General features: G+C 67.3%; 12 protein-coding genes. 2 read left to right on the top strand and 10 right to left on the bottom strand.

What is annotated here, in order from left to right; genetic code table 11:
• Window positions 1-3: 3 nt before the first annotated feature.
• The 6 genes from rimM to ffh form a co-directional block, all read right to left on the bottom strand.
• Window positions 4-516 (bottom strand): ribosome maturation factor RimM, encoded by a 513-nt coding sequence (rimM, locus tag AC06FD_RS08160; RefSeq protein ID WP_259203926.1) that lies wholly within the window; start codon window positions 514-516, stop codon window positions 4-6.
• A gap of 43 nt (window positions 517-559) precedes the next feature.
• A complete protein-coding gene (rpsP, locus tag AC06FD_RS08155; RefSeq protein WP_017356068.1) occupies window positions 560-820 on the bottom strand; it encodes a 30S ribosomal protein S16 in 261 nt (86 codons plus the stop codon).
• A 111-nt stretch (window positions 821-931) separates the two neighbouring features.
• Window positions 932-1,738 (bottom strand): aminotransferase class IV, encoded by an 807-nt coding sequence (locus AC06FD_RS08150; protein ID WP_478077527.1) that lies wholly within the window; start codon window positions 1,736-1,738, stop codon window positions 932-934.
• Complete coding sequence (locus AC06FD_RS08145; protein ID WP_478077526.1) at window positions 1,735-2,811, bottom strand: NAD(P)H-dependent flavin oxidoreductase; 1,077 nt, start codon at window positions 2,809-2,811, stop codon at window positions 1,735-1,737. Before AC06FD_RS08145 ends, AC06FD_RS08150 begins: the two co-directional genes overlap by 4 nt.
• Before the next feature lie 75 nt (window positions 2,812-2,886).
• Window positions 2,887-3,321, bottom strand: coding sequence for a hypothetical protein (locus AC06FD_RS08140; RefSeq protein WP_259203923.1), 435 nt, complete (start codon window positions 3,319-3,321; stop codon window positions 2,887-2,889).
• Window positions 3,322-3,433: 112 nt separating this feature from the next.
• The gene (gene ffh, locus AC06FD_RS08135; protein ID WP_259203922.1) at window positions 3,434-4,813 is read right to left on the bottom strand and encodes a signal recognition particle protein; all 1,380 of its coding nucleotides are present in this window, start codon (window positions 4,811-4,813) and stop codon (window positions 3,434-3,436) included.
• A gap of 131 nt (window positions 4,814-4,944) precedes the next feature.
• Here ffh and AC06FD_RS08130 point away from each other — a divergent pair, with 131 nt between their 5' ends.
• Window positions 4,945-5,742, top strand: coding sequence for a cytochrome C assembly family protein (locus AC06FD_RS08130; RefSeq protein WP_259203921.1), 798 nt, complete (start codon window positions 4,945-4,947; stop codon window positions 5,740-5,742).
• Window positions 5,743-7,024: 1,282 nt separating this feature from the next.
• On the opposite strand, the gene radA is transcribed toward AC06FD_RS08130, so the two are convergent.
• The gene (gene radA, locus AC06FD_RS08125; protein ID WP_259203920.1) at window positions 7,025-8,404 is read right to left on the bottom strand and encodes a DNA repair protein RadA; all 1,380 of its coding nucleotides are present in this window, start codon (window positions 8,402-8,404) and stop codon (window positions 7,025-7,027) included.
• Between the two features lie 149 nt (window positions 8,405-8,553).
• Here radA and AC06FD_RS08120 point away from each other — a divergent pair, with 149 nt between their 5' ends.
• A complete protein-coding gene (locus tag AC06FD_RS08120; protein WP_478077525.1) occupies window positions 8,554-10,617 on the top strand; it encodes a putative bifunctional diguanylate cyclase/phosphodiesterase in 2,064 nt (687 codons plus the stop codon).
• Window positions 10,618-10,816: 199 nt separating this feature from the next.
• Here AC06FD_RS08120 and cyoD read toward each other — a convergent pair whose 3' ends face one another.
• From cyoD to cyoB, 3 genes are read right to left on the bottom strand one after another with little or no spacing between them, the layout of a single operon-like run.
• Complete coding sequence (gene cyoD, locus AC06FD_RS08115) at window positions 10,817-11,164, bottom strand: cytochrome o ubiquinol oxidase subunit IV (RefSeq protein ID WP_259203917.1); 348 nt, start codon at window positions 11,162-11,164, stop codon at window positions 10,817-10,819.
• On the bottom strand, window positions 11,164-11,805 hold the full coding sequence (gene cyoC, locus AC06FD_RS08110; RefSeq protein WP_259203916.1) for a cytochrome o ubiquinol oxidase subunit III: 642 nt from the start codon (window positions 11,803-11,805) through the stop codon (window positions 11,164-11,166). The genes cyoD and cyoC overlap by 1 nt, the downstream gene beginning before the upstream one ends.
• On the bottom strand, window positions 11,802-13,799 hold the full coding sequence (gene cyoB, locus AC06FD_RS08105) for a cytochrome o ubiquinol oxidase subunit I (RefSeq protein ID WP_259204912.1): 1,998 nt from the start codon (window positions 13,797-13,799) through the stop codon (window positions 11,802-11,804). The genes cyoC and cyoB overlap by 4 nt, the downstream gene beginning before the upstream one ends.
• Between the last annotated feature and the right edge of the window lie 4 nt (window positions 13,800-13,803).

The raw sequence follows: 13,803 nt of genomic DNA, 5'->3' as shown, positions 1-13,803 counted from the left end.
GGCCTAGAACTCCGGATCCCAGTCGACCACGATCAGGTTGGCCTCGAAATCCACCGAGACGACGAATTCGGGCTGCACGAACGGGATCATCCGCTCACGGTCACCCTGCACCACCAGGACGTCGTTGGAGCCGGTCGAGAACAGGTGCGATGCCCGCCCCAGTTCGACGCCCTCGACGGTCCGCACCTGCAGACCTTCCAGGTCGACCCAGTAATACTCGTCGGCCTTCGGTGGCGGCAGTGCACTGCGTGCGACATAGACTTCGGTCCCGTACATCGCCTCGACCACGTCGCGGTCGGTGATGCCGGGAAACACGGCGACCAGGTGCTTGCCGGACTGACGTCCACGCGCACCGGTGAGCGTGCTCTCCTGGCCGGCGGGGGTCCGCAGAATCCAGGGCTGGTAGTTGAAAATGGCGGTACGCGGCTCGGTCCAGGACTCGAGCTTGATCTCGCCTCGCACACCAAAAGCGCCGACAATCCTGCCCAGCAGGATCCGGCGCTCGGTATCTTTCATCTGAATAGACCGAATGGGCCGCGGCAGGCGCGGCCCGTCAGGATCAGGCCGCGGAGGCCTGGGCCTTGGTCGCTTCCTTGTACAGGTTGCGGACCTTGTCGGTCATCTGGGCGCCGTTGGCGACCCACTTGTCGACGAGCGGCAGGTCCAGCACGATGCGGGACTCGGCACCCTGGGCAACCGGGTTGTAGTAACCGACGCGCTCGATGTTGCGGCCATCACGGGCGCTGCGCGAGTCGGTCACGATGATGTGGTAGAACGGACGCTTCTTGGCGCCGCCGCGGGTCAGTCGAATCTTGACCATGGTGTTGTTTCCTCAATTGCCCAGTCGCCAGGATGGCGCGGTAAGTCGGCGATTATAGCGGCGGCCTGCGGTCATTCCAAGTCCGTGAAGACGGCCAAACCTGAACAGGGTCTACGCCGCAGCGCCGTGGGCACCGATGGGCTGCCACGGCACCGTCTCCAGCACCCCTCGCGCGCGCTGGCAGAACGCCTCCGAGCGCGCGAACGCCACCGCATCGATCGCCGAGATCGGCCAGACCCCGGCCGAATTGCAGGCGATGGCACCGTCGAACCCCGCCAGCTCGGCCAGGGCCACCGGGCGCACCTGCTGCACGTCCGGCGCGAAACCCGCCTGCAGCAGCCGTTCCTGGGTGCCGCGCAGGGCCGGCGCCTGCGGCCAGACGATCTGCTGGCCGTGCTGGAAGGCGATGTTCCAGGTGCTGCCCTCGCCGACCGCTCCGTCCGGGGTGACGAACAGCGCGTCGTCGAACCCGTCCTGCAGGGCACGCCGGCGCTGCTCGAACAGCGGGAAGGTACCGACATGCTTGAGGTGCGGCAGTTCGCGCTGGTACACCGCCGCGCGCAGGCGCCGCGGGTCGGCCGGCATGTGGACCGGCGCGGCCACCGCCACCAGCACGTCCACCGCGACCGGCTGCAGCGGCCGACGGAAATCGAACTGCCGCGAGAACACGGTGACCCGCAGCGAGGCATCGCGCAGCTGCGCGGACCGTAGCGCGTCGCGCATCCATGCCTGCACCCGGGCAAGGTCCAGGGCGAAGCCGAACAGTTCGTCGGTGCCCTGCCGCAGGCGCTGCAGGTGCAGGTCCAGGCCCTGTACCGCCGCGCCCCGCACCTGCAACGAGGTGAAGTGGCCATAGTTGGTCAACGCGCCGGCCAGGTCGTCGGCGCTGGCGATCGCGCCGTTGCAGTACAGCATCATTCCAGCAGCGCCCTGGCATCGGCCCACATCTGCCCGAGCACGTCGGCAGCCGGGCGCGCCGACGCCATCCATGCCGACTGCCCGGCCCACGCCTGCATCGTCTCGATGGTGTTCTCGCGGTTCGCCTGTGCCCGCATCGGCGCGGTCAGCCCGCGCTGCACCGGGTAGGGCTGCGGTGGCGGTGCCTCCGGCGCGGCGGCGGCCCGCACGTAGGCGGTGGCCAGGCCGCGACCGAGGCGCCCGCTGAAGGCCCGCGTGGGCCAGGTGTCTTCCGGCTCGGCGTCGGTCAGGGCCTGCGACCAGGCCGGACGCACGCCGCACTCGGGGGTGCGCAGGAATGCGGTGCCTACCTGCACCGCGCTGGCGCCCAGGGTCAGTGCCGCGGCGATGCCACGCCCATCGGCGATGCCGCCGGCGGCGATGACCGGAATGTCCAGATGATCGACCAGCCTTGGCAGCAACGCGAACAGCCCCACCAGCTGGCGCTCGGCCGCGTCCGGATCGAAGGCGCCGCGATGCCCGCCCGCCTCGAAGCCCTGCGCGACCACCGCGTCGGCGCCCGCCGCCTGCGCGGCCTTCGCCTCGGACAGGGTGGTTGCACAGGCGATCCAGGCGATGCCCACGTCCTTCAGGCGCTGCACCTGGGCGGCGGAAAACACGCCCATGATGGTCGAGGCCACCGCCGGGCGCGCGCGGATCAGTGCATCGAACTGCGCATCGAAATCGGCCGGGCCGGCATCACCGGCACTGGCCGGCACCTCGGGCCCCCACTGCGCCAGGAAGCGGCGGCTGGCCGCTTCGGCGTCCGCATCGCGTCGCGGCAGCGGATCGGGGACCCATACGTTGACCTGGGCCGGCCCGCTGGATTGGGCGCGGAAATCGTCCATCCACGCCACGATGTCCTGCGGCTGGGACAGCACCGCGCCCATCGCGCCCATGCTGCCGGCCGTGGCCAGCGTGGCCGACAACGGCACCGGGCAGGCGCCGGCCATCGGGGCGAGCAGGATGGGAACCTGCACGGCAAAGCGCCGACAGAAACGGTCGGCGCGTTCGAGGATGGGCGAAGGACTCACGTTCGGCGCACCTGTGGGGTCTGACGCTGCAGCATACGCCGCACCGCTCCACCCGGGCATGCACGCCGGCCGGATTCAGCGCGCCGACACCGCGTAGGTACGGACCAGCTGACTGTCCATCTCTTCGTTGAACGTGAAGGTCACATAGCGCGCGTCATCGGCGGCGAACTCCTCCTCGACCACGGCGCGGCCGATCTCGGTGCCCTCGCCATCCAGCGCGCGCGCCACCAGCTTGCCCTTGAACGGCTTGTCGGCCACCACGTACACCGCGGCGTCCTTGGAGCCCATGCCACGGCTCTTGCCCTGGGTCACGGTGAGGCCGCGTGCGGCCAGGCCGGGGTCGGTCTGCAGCGTCACGTTCATGCGCTTGTCCACGCCCTCGCCCAGTCCAGCGACGAAATCGGCGGCCGTGCCACTGATCGCGCTACCGGCCTTCTGCGACATCGAGGTGTCGTCCTTGCAAGCGGTCAGCGCCAGGACCAGCGCCACCACCACGATCGAGTTCTTCATGGACATTCCTTGTTGGATCAATTGGCGGGCGCCTGATGCGCCCGGTGCGGGAACGGTCAACGGCACGGCGCAGCACGCCCTGCAGCGGGCGTTGCGCCGCCCATTGCAGGGCTCAGCGGAACGGCATGCCGCCGCGGCCGCCCATGGCCCCCATCATCCCCTTCATGCTGCGCATCATGCCCTTCATGCCGCCGCCGGCCATCTTGCTCATCATCTTTTCCATCTGCTGGAACTGCTTCATGAGCTTGTTGACGTCGGCCGGGGTCAGGCCCGAACCGCGTGCGATACGCGCACGACGCGAGCCGTTGAGCAGGCCGGGGTTGCGGCGCTCCTTCTTGGTCATCGAGTTGATGATCGCGATCATGCGCGGCACTTCCTTGCCCTGGCTGACCTGCTGCTTGAGGTGCTCGGGAATGTTGCCCAGGCCCGGCAGCTTGTCCATCAGGCCGCCGATGCCGCCCATGTTCTGCATCTGCTCGAGCTGGTCGCGCATGTCGTTCAGGTCGAACTTCTTGCCCTTGGCGACCTTCTCGGCCAGCTTCTGCGCCTTGTCCTTGTCGACCTGCTGCTCGACCTGCTCCACCAGCGACAGCACGTCGCCCATGTCCAGGATGCGGCTGGCGATACGGTCCGGGTGGAACACGTCCAGGCCGTCGGGCTTTTCGCTGACGCCGACGAACTTGATCGGCTTGCCGGTGATGTAGCGCACGCTCAGTGCGGCACCGCCACGGGCGTCACCGTCGGTCTTGGTCAGCACCACGCCGGTCAGCGGCAGCGCCTCGCCGAAAGCCTTGGCGGTATTGGCCGCGTCCTGGCCGGTCATGGCGTCGACCACGAACAGCGTTTCAGCCGGGTTGACCGCCGCGTGCAGGGCCTTGATCTCGGCCATCATCGCTTCGTCGATGGCCAGGCGGCCGGCGGTATCGACGATCAGCACGTCCACGAACGACTTGCGCGCATCGTCGATGGCGGCGCGGACGATCGCTTCCGGTTTCTGATCGGCACTGGACGGGAAGAACAGCACGCCGACCTGGTCGGCCAGGGTCTTGAGCTGCTCGATCGCGGCCGGACGGTAGACGTCGGCCGACACCACCATCACTTTCTTCTTGCGCTTTTCCTTCAGGTGCTTGGCCAGCTTGCCCACCGTGGTGGTCTTGCCCGCACCCTGCAGGCCGGCCATCAGGATGATCGCCGGGGCCGGCACGTTGAGGTTGAGGTCGGACGCGGCCGAGCCCATCACCGTGGTCAGCTCGTCGCGCACGACCTTGATCAGCGCCTGGCCCGGGGTCAGCGACTTGAGCACTTCCTGGCCGACCGCGCGCACCTTGATGCGCTCGACCAGCGCCTGCACGACCGGCAGGGCGACGTCGGCTTCGAGCAGCGCGATGCGCACTTCGCGGGTGGCCTCGCGGATGTTTTCCTCGGTGAGGCGACCGCGGCCACGCAGCCGCTCGATGGTGCCGGAGAGGCGCTGGGTCAGGGACTCGAACATGGAGGCAACCTGTTCAGAACGAAAGACAGAGAGACGCACAGTATAGCCGGTCCACCAAGCGCCCCGGACCGCGACTGCGGCCCATGGCCGCAGGCATCGCCAGTGGCCGGGGGGTATGCGAAACTGGAACGATGACAATCGTTCTCATCGCGACCCTGCTGTACCTGACCGCCACCGGGCTGCTGGTGCGCGCGGTCGTCCGCGATGATGCGGTGACCTCGCCGGCCTGGCTGTGGCCGGCGCTGCCGGCGATGCTGCTGCACGGTGGTTACCACGTGCTGGTGGCGATGCGCACCACCGGTGGGCCGGACATGCACTTCTTCGCCGCGCTGTCGCTGGTCGGCCTGGGCATGGCCTGGCTGACCTCGCTGGTGGCCGCGCGCGGGCGCATGGCCGCCCTGGGGGTGCTGGTATTCCCGATGGCCGCGGCGGTGTTGTGGGCCTATCACGCCTACGGTCACGAACCGAGCCGGCCGCTGGGCTGGCAGCTGGCCACGCACGCATGGCTGGCCCTGCTGGCCTACGCCACCCTCAGCGTGGCCGCGCTGCTGGCGATCATGTTGTGGCTGCAGGAACGCGCGTTGCGTCGACGCGATTTCCGCCCCTGGCTGCGTGCGTTGCCGCCGCTGGCCGACCTGGAATCGCTGCTGTTCCGGGTGATCGCCGTCGGCTTCGCCCTGCTCACCCTGACCCTGCTCACCGGCGTGCTGTTTGTCGATGACCTGCTGGCGCAGAAGCTGGTGCACAAGACCGTGCTCAGCGTGCTGTCGTGGATCGTGTTCGGCACGTTGCTGATCGGCCGTCGTCGCTACGGCTGGCGCGGCGCCAAGGCCGTGCACTGGACCCTGACCGCGATGGCGCTGCTGCTGCTGGCCTTCTTCGGCAGCCAGTTCGTCATCGAACTGGTATTCGGGCATACCACGCGCTGACCGACCGCTGGCGGGTATTCGGGCACACAACACGGTCGCCCGGGTAGCGCCGCGCCATGCTCGGCTTGCCGGATCGAGCGTACCGCCTGACGCCTGCGTAGAGCCGAGCCATGCTCGGCTTGCCGGATCGGGCGTACCGGCTGACACCTGCGTAGAGCCGAGCCATGCTCGGCTTGCCGGATCGGGCGTACCGCCTGACGCCTGCGTAGAGCCGAGCCATGCTCGGCTTGCCGGATCGGGCGTACAAGGTGGGTCGCCGAAAGCAGCCGAGCATGGCTCGGCTCTACCAGAGCTGGCCCTGCCCGATTGGCCGGGCCGTGCGTACCGCCTGACACCTGGGTAGAGCCGAGCCATGCTCGGCTTGCCGGATCGAGCGTACCGCCTGACGCCTGCGTAGAGCCGAGCCACGCTCGGCTTGCCGGATCGGGCGTACAAGGTGGGTCGCCGAAAGCAGCCGAGCGTGGCTCGGCTCTACCAGAGCGGGCCCTGCCCGACTGGCCGGGCCGGGCGTACCGGCTGACACCCGGGTAGAGCCGAGCCATGCTCGGCTTGCCAGATCGGGCGTACAAGGTGGGTCGCCGAAAGCAGCCGAGCATGGCTCGGCTCTACCAGAGCGGGCCCTGCCCGGCTGGCCGGGCCGGGCGTACCGGCTGACGCGTGGGTAGAGCCGAGCCATGCTCGGCTTGCCAGATCGGGCGTACAAGGTGGGTCGCCGAAAGCAGCCGAGCATGGCTCGGCTCTACCAGAGCGGGCCCTGCCCGACTGGCCGGGCCGGGCGTACCGGCCGACACCTGGGTAGAGCCGAGCCATGCTCGGCTTGCCGGATCGGGCGTACCGCCTGATGCCTGCGTAGAGCCGAGCCATGCTCGCCTTGCCGGATCGGGCGTACAAGGTGGGTCGCCGAAAGCAGCCGAGCATGGCTCGGCTCTACCAGAGCTGGCCCTGCCCGGCTGGTCGGGCCGGGCGTACCGGCTGACGTCTGGGTAGAGCCGAGCCATGCTCGGCTTGCCGGATCGGGCGTACAAGATGGGTCACCGCAAGCAGCCGAGCATGGCTCGGCTTTACCAGAGCGGGCCCTGCCCGACTGGCCGGGCCGGGCGTACCGGCCGACACCTGGGTAGAGCCGAGCCATGCTCGGCTTGCCGGATCGGGCGCACAAGGTGGGGCGCCGAAAGCAGCCGAGCATGGCTCGGCTCTACCAGGGCGGGCGTACAAGGTGGGGCGCCGCAACCAGCCGCGCATGCCTCGGCGCTACCTGGGTGCATCGTTGGCGCGGATGGGGTCAGGCCGCCTCGATCGCCTCGGACAAGCGCTCCACCGCGATCACCTCCATGCCCTTCACGCTGCCGGTCTTGGGCGCGTTGGCCTTGGGCACGATGGCGCGCTTGAAGCCATGGGTGGCCGCTTCACGCAGGCGGTCCTCGCCGTTGGGCACCGGACGTATCTCGCCGGACAAGCCGACCTCGCCGAAGGCGATGGTCTTCTCGGCCAGCGGCCGGTCCTGCAGCGAGGACAGCACCGCCAGCAACACCGGCAAGTCCACCGCGGTTTCCTGCACGCGGATGCCACCGACCACGTTGACGAACACGTCCTGGTCGCCGGTAAGCACGCCCCCGTGCCGGTGCAGCACGGCCAGCAGCATCGCCAGGCGGTTCTGCTCCAGGCCCACTGCCACCCGCCGCGGATTGGACAGCGGCGAGGTATCCACCAGCGCCTGCACCTCCACCAGCAGCGGCCGGGTGCCCTCGCGGGTGACCATCACGCAGCTACCCGGCTGCTGCGTGCTGCCACCGGACAGGAAGATCGCCGAGGGGTTGGAGACTTCCTTCAGGCCCTTCTCGCCCATGGCGAACACGCCCAGCTCGTTGACCGCGCCAAAGCGGTTCTTGAACGCGCGCAGCAGGCGGAAGCGGCTGCCGCTCTCACCCTCGAAATACAGCACCGCATCGACCATGTGCTCGAGCACGCGCGGGCCGGCGATGCCGCCTTCCTTGGTGACATGGCCCACCAGGAATACGGCGGTGCCGGTTTCCTTGGCGAAGCGGACCAGCCGCGCAGCGCTTTCGCGCACCTGGCTCACCGAGCCCGGCGCGGCGGTGAGCGATTCGGTCCACAGGGTCTGGATGGAGTCGGCCACGATCAGCTTGGGGCGGGCGACGCTGGCGTGCTGCAGGATCGCCTCGACCTGGGTTTCGGCCAGCGCATTGACGTTGTCCAGCGGCAGGTCCAGCCGTACCGCGCGCCCGGCCACCTGCGACAGCGACTCCTCGCCGGTGATGTACAGCACCGGCAGGGTCGCGGCCATCTTCGCCACGGCCTGCAGCAGCAGGGTGGACTTGCCGATGCCCGGATCGCCGCCGACCAGGATCACCGCACCTTCAACCAGGCCACCGCCCAGCACCCGGTCGAACTCGCCGATGCAGGTGCTGACGCGCAGGTGCTCGGTCTGCTGCACATCCTTGAGCGCCATGATCTTGGGCGCATCGACCTTGCCCGCCCAGCCGGAGCGGCGTGCAGCCGGCGAAGCCTTGGCCGGGGTGGCGCTTTCCAGGGTGATCTCGGTGAGCACGTTCCACACGCCGCACTCGGTGCACTGCCCCTGCCACTTGCTGTATTCGGCGCCACATTCGCTGCACACGTATGCGGTCAGTCGCTTGGCCATGTCCACGTCCACTTCATCGTCTGGCGGGCAGGATAGCCGAGCCGCGTCGCAACAACCGAGACGCGCCGCCAACGGTGTTCAAGTTTCCCGCCGGCAGGCCGATACCGGGGCGGGCCATCGCCCGTCCCCCTTTTATCCAGGCTTCTCCCATGACCGGCACCTACAGCCAGAGTCTTGTCGTCTTCTCGCTGCTGGTCGCCATCCTTGCCTCGTATACGGCACTGGACATGGCCGGCCGGCTGGCCAGCACCCAGGGCCGCGTGGCCCGCTGGTGGCTGGCCGGTGGCGCAGGCGCGATGGGCCTGGGCATCTGGTCGATGCACTTCATCGGCATGCTCGCCTTCCACCTGCCGATCCCGGTCGGCTACGACCTGGGCATCACCCTGTTCTCGCTGGCCGTGTCCGTCGGCGCGTCGGCCTACGCGCTGTGGCTGGTCTCGCGCCCGTCGCTGCCGTGGGCCCGGCTGGTCGCCGGCGCAGTGCTGATGGGCCTGGGCATCGCCGCCATGCACTACCTGGGCATGGCCGCCCTGCGCATGCAGCCGGGCATCGATTACGACCCGGTCTGGTTCACCCTGTCGCTGCTGATCGCCATCAGCGCGGCCGGTGCGGCATTGTGGATCGCATTCCGGCTGCGCCTGGAGCAGCGCCGCGCATTCCTGTTGCGCGGCCTGGCGTCGCTGGTGATGGGGCTGGCGATCGTGGGCATGCACTACACCGGCATGGCCGCGGCCCACTTCCCGCCCGGCAGCATCTGTGGCGCCGCCTATGGCGAGGGCATCGACGCCAAGTGGCTGGCCGTGCTGGTCATCGTGACCACGCTGGCCACGCTGGGCATCGCGCTGCTGGCCTCGGTGTTCGACCGCCAGATGCGCACCCGCACCGGCATGCTGGCCGACTCGCTGGCGCACGCCAACGAGAAACTGCTGCAGGCCGCCCTGCACGACCCGCTGACCCAGCTGCCGAACCGGATGCTGCTGCAGGACCGGATCGAACAGGCGATCGAGAAGGCGCGGCGCCGGCACTTCAGTTTCGCCGTGATGTTCTGCGACCTGGACGGCTTCAAGGCCATCAACGATGCCTACGGCCACCAGCTCGGCGACAAGCTGCTGATCCAGATGAGCGAGCGCGTCAGTGCGCTGCTGCGCAGCCAGGATACGTTCGCGCGGCTGGGCGGCGACGAGTTCGTCATCGTGTTCCAGGTGGACGACCCCGAAGATGCAGCGGTGGTCGCCGAACGCATCATCGCCAGCGTGGGCGAGCCGTTCCTGATCGATGCGCTGGAACTGCAGGTGACCGCCAGTCTCGGCATCGCGCTGTACCCGGCCGATGCCACCAGTGAACGGGAGTTGATGGCGCACGCCGACGCGGCGATGTACCACACCAAGGACGGCGGACGTAACGGCTATACGTTCTTCACCGAATCGATGCATGTCAGCGCCAACCGCCAGCTCAAGCTGCTGCAGGAACTGCGCCGGGCGATCCACCGCAACGAGCTGGTGCTGCACTACCAGCCCAAGTTCCCGGCCAGCGGCCAGCCGCTGATCGGCGCCGAGGCGCTGGTGCGATGGCAGCACCCCGAGCTGGGCCTGCTCGGCCCGGACATGTTCATTCCGGTGGCCGAACGCAGCGGGCTGATCCTGCCGCTGGGCGACTGGGTGCTGGACCACGCCTGTGCGCAGCTGCGCCTGTGGCACGACGCTGGCCATGCGGAGTGGTCGATGGCGGTCAACCTGTCGCCGCTGCAGTTCGGCTCGGCCACCCTGCTCGACACGGTCAAGCGCACGCTGGAACGGCACGGGCTAGACCCACGCCACCTGACCCTGGAAGTGACCGAGACCACCGCGATGAAGGACGTCGAGGCGAGTCTGCAGATCCTGCACGGACTGACCGCGATGGGGGTCAACATCTCCATCGACGACTTCGGCACCGGCTACTCCAGCCTGCTCTACCTCAAGCGCATGCCGGCCACCGAACTGAAGATCGACCGCGCGTTCGTGCACGACCTGGAAGACAACGCCGAAGACGCGGCGATCGTGTCGTCGATCATCGCGCTGGGCCGTTCGCTGCAACTGCGGATCGTCGCCGAGGGCGTGGAAACCGCTGGGCAACGCCAGTACCTGAGCGACATGGGCTGCGACCTGCTGCAGGGGTACCACCTGGGGCGGCCGGTGGGGGCTGACGAATTCCTGCGGTTGGCGCAGGCGGCGTAACGCTTCAATCGTCCACCTTCAGTGGACGGCGTCGTTGCGCTCGAGCACGCGCCGGTGTTGCCTCTCGTTCCTTGAGGTGCCCGGGGGCGCCCAGAGCGGCGGACGCGCACACCTGCAGCCGTTGATCCCGCCCTGATCGACGCAAACAAAAAGGCCGCCCGAGGGCGGCCTTTCTGCGTGCGGCAACGTCGCGGGGACGTCAGTGCATCATGTGCACGTTCATGTTGTGCATGACCCACAGCGAGCCGGCGACGATGATGCCGATCACCACCACGGTGAAGGCCGCGGCGCTGACGTTCCAGCGCTGCTCCGAGGAGCGGTCCAGGTGCAGGAAGAACACCAGGTGCACCAGGATCTGCAGCACCGCGGCGATCACGATGATCACGCCGGTGGTGAAGGTCGGCAGGTTGCCGTGCATCACCAGCCAGAACGGGATGATGGTCAGGACCGCTGCCAGCAGGAAGCCGACCAGGTACGACTTGACGCTGCCGTGGCTTTCGCCGCCGGCACCGTGGCCGTGGTCGTGTGCGTGATTGTCATGTGCCATTACAGCGCTCCCTTCAGGTAGACGACGGAGAACACGCCGATCCAGATCAGGTCCAGGAAGTGCCAGAACAGGCTCAGGCACGCCATGCGGGTCTTGTTGGTCGGGGTCAGGCCGTTCTGCTTGATCTGGATGAACATGACCAGCAGCCACAGCAGGCCGGCACTGACGTGCAGGCCGTGGGTACCCACCAGCGCGAAGAACGCCGACAGGAACGCACTGTGGTCGGGACCGTAGCCCTCATGGATGAGGTGGTTGAACTCCCACACTTCCATGACCATGAAGCCGAAGCCCAGCAGCCAGGTCAGGCCCAGCCACAGGTACATCTGCCCGACCTTGTGCTTGTGCAGGGCGATCATGCCCAGGCCGAAGGTCAGCGAAGACACCAGCAGCAGCGTGGTTTCCCAGGCGACGAAGCTCAGGTCGAAGAGGTCCTTCGGGCCCGGCCCGCCGTTGGTGCCACCGGACAACACGATGTAGGTGGCGAACAGGCTGGCGAAGATGAGGCAGTCGCTCATCAGGTACACCCAGAAACCGAAGACGGTGTTGCCGCCGGTGTCGTGGTGCTCGTGGTCATCATGGCCGTGGGCCGCCGCTTGCGCGGCGTGCCCATGGTTCATGCTGTTGGGGATAGTGCTGCTCATGCCTTCAGCTCCGATTTCACCAGGCCCTGCGCCACCAGGTGGCGACGGTGCTCATTTTCGATGCGCTCCACTTCGGCGGCCGGCACGTAGTAATCCGTGTCCTTGTCGAAGGTGCGCCAGATGAAGGTGCCGATCATGCCGACGATGCCCACGATGGCCAGCCACCAGATGTGCCAGATCATCGCAAAGCCCAGCACCAGGCTGAAGGCGCCGATCACCACGCCGGTGCCGGTGTTGCGCGGCATGTGGATGTCGGTGTACCTGGCCGGGCGTTCCCACGCCTCACCACGCTGCTTGCGCTCCCAGAAGTCGTCCAGTTCGGTGACCTTGGGCAGCGCGCCGAAGTTGTAGAACGACGGCGGCGAAGAGGTTTCCCACTCCAGCGTACGGGCATCCCACGGATCGCCGGTCAAGTCGGCGGTCTTCTTGCGGTCGCGGATCGACACGGCGATCTGGATCACCTGGCACAGGATGCCGGCGCCGATAATGAACGCACCGCACATGGCGATCACCAGCAGCGGCTGGTACTCCAGGTTCGGGTAGCTCTGCATGCGGCGGGTCATGCCCATGAAGCCCAGGATGTACAGCGGCATGAAGGCCACGTAGAAGCCGATGAACCAGCACCAGAACGCGCGCTTGCCCCAGGTTTCGTTGAGGCGGAAGCCGAACATCTTCGGCCACCAGTAGGTGATGCCGGCAAACATGCCGAACACCACGCCGCCGATGATGACGTTGTGGAAGTGGGCGATCAGGAACAGGCTGTTGTGCAGCACGAAGTCGATGGCCGGGATCGCCAGCATCACGCCGGTCATGCCGCCGATGGTGAAGGTGACCATGAAGCCGATCGTCCACAGCACCGGGGTGGTGAACTGCACCCGACCGCGGAACATGGTGAACAGCCAGTTGAAGATCTTCACGCCGGTCGGGATCGAGATGATCATCGTCGTGATGCCGAAGAAGGCATTGACGTTGGCACCCGAGCCCATGGTGAAGAAGTGGTGCAGCCACACGATGAACGACAACACGCCGATGCAGGCGGTGGCGTAGACCATGCCCTTGTAGCCGAACAGCGCCTTGCGCGAGAACGTGGCGATGACCTCGGAGAACACGCCGAAGGCCGGCAGCACCAGGATATAGACTTCCGGGTGACCCCAGATCCAGATCAGGTTGATGTACAGCATGGCGTTGCCGCCGCCGTCATTGGTGAAGAAGTGCGTGCCCAGGTAACGGTCCAGGGTGAGCAGCACCAGGGTGACGGTCAGCACCGGGAAGGCGGCGATGATCAGCACGTTGGTGACCAGCGCGGTCCAGGTGAACACCGGCATGTGCATCAGCTTCATGCCCGGGGTACGCATCTTCAGGATGGTAATGAAGAAGTTGATACCGCTCAGCGTGGTACCCAGGCCAGCGACCTGCAGGCCCCAGATGTAGTAATCCACACCGACACCTGAGCTGTACTCCTTGCCCGACAACGGCGGGAAGGCCAGCCAACCGGTCTGCGCGAACTCACCGACACCCAGCGAGATCATCACCAGGCCCGCGCCCGCCACGAACAGCCAGAAGCTGAGCGAGTTGACGAACGGGAAGGCGACGTCGCGTGCGCCGATCTGCAGCGGCACCACGACGTTCATCAGGCCGGTGATCAGCGGCATCGCCACGAAGAAGATCATGATCACGCCGTGGGCGGTGAAGATCTGGTCGTAGTGGTGCGGCGGCAGGAAGCCTTCGTTGCCGCCGGCCGCGATGGCCTGCTGGGCACGCATCATGATCGCGTCGGCAAAGCCGCGCAGCAGCATGACGAAGGCGACGATGAGGTACATCGCGCCGATCTTCTTGTGGTCGACCGAGGTGAACCACTCTTTCCAGAGATAGCCCCACAGCTTGAACTTGGTGATCAGGGCCAGCACCAGCATGCCGCCGATACCAGCACCGACCAGCGTGGTGATGATGATCGGGTCATGCGGGATGTCGGCAAATGTCAATTTACCCAACAGATTC

The sequence above is a fragment of the Stenotrophomonas sp. Steno-Z1 genome (genome assembly GCF_056393175.1).
This window is presented reverse-complemented; position numbering and strand designations above follow the sequence as displayed.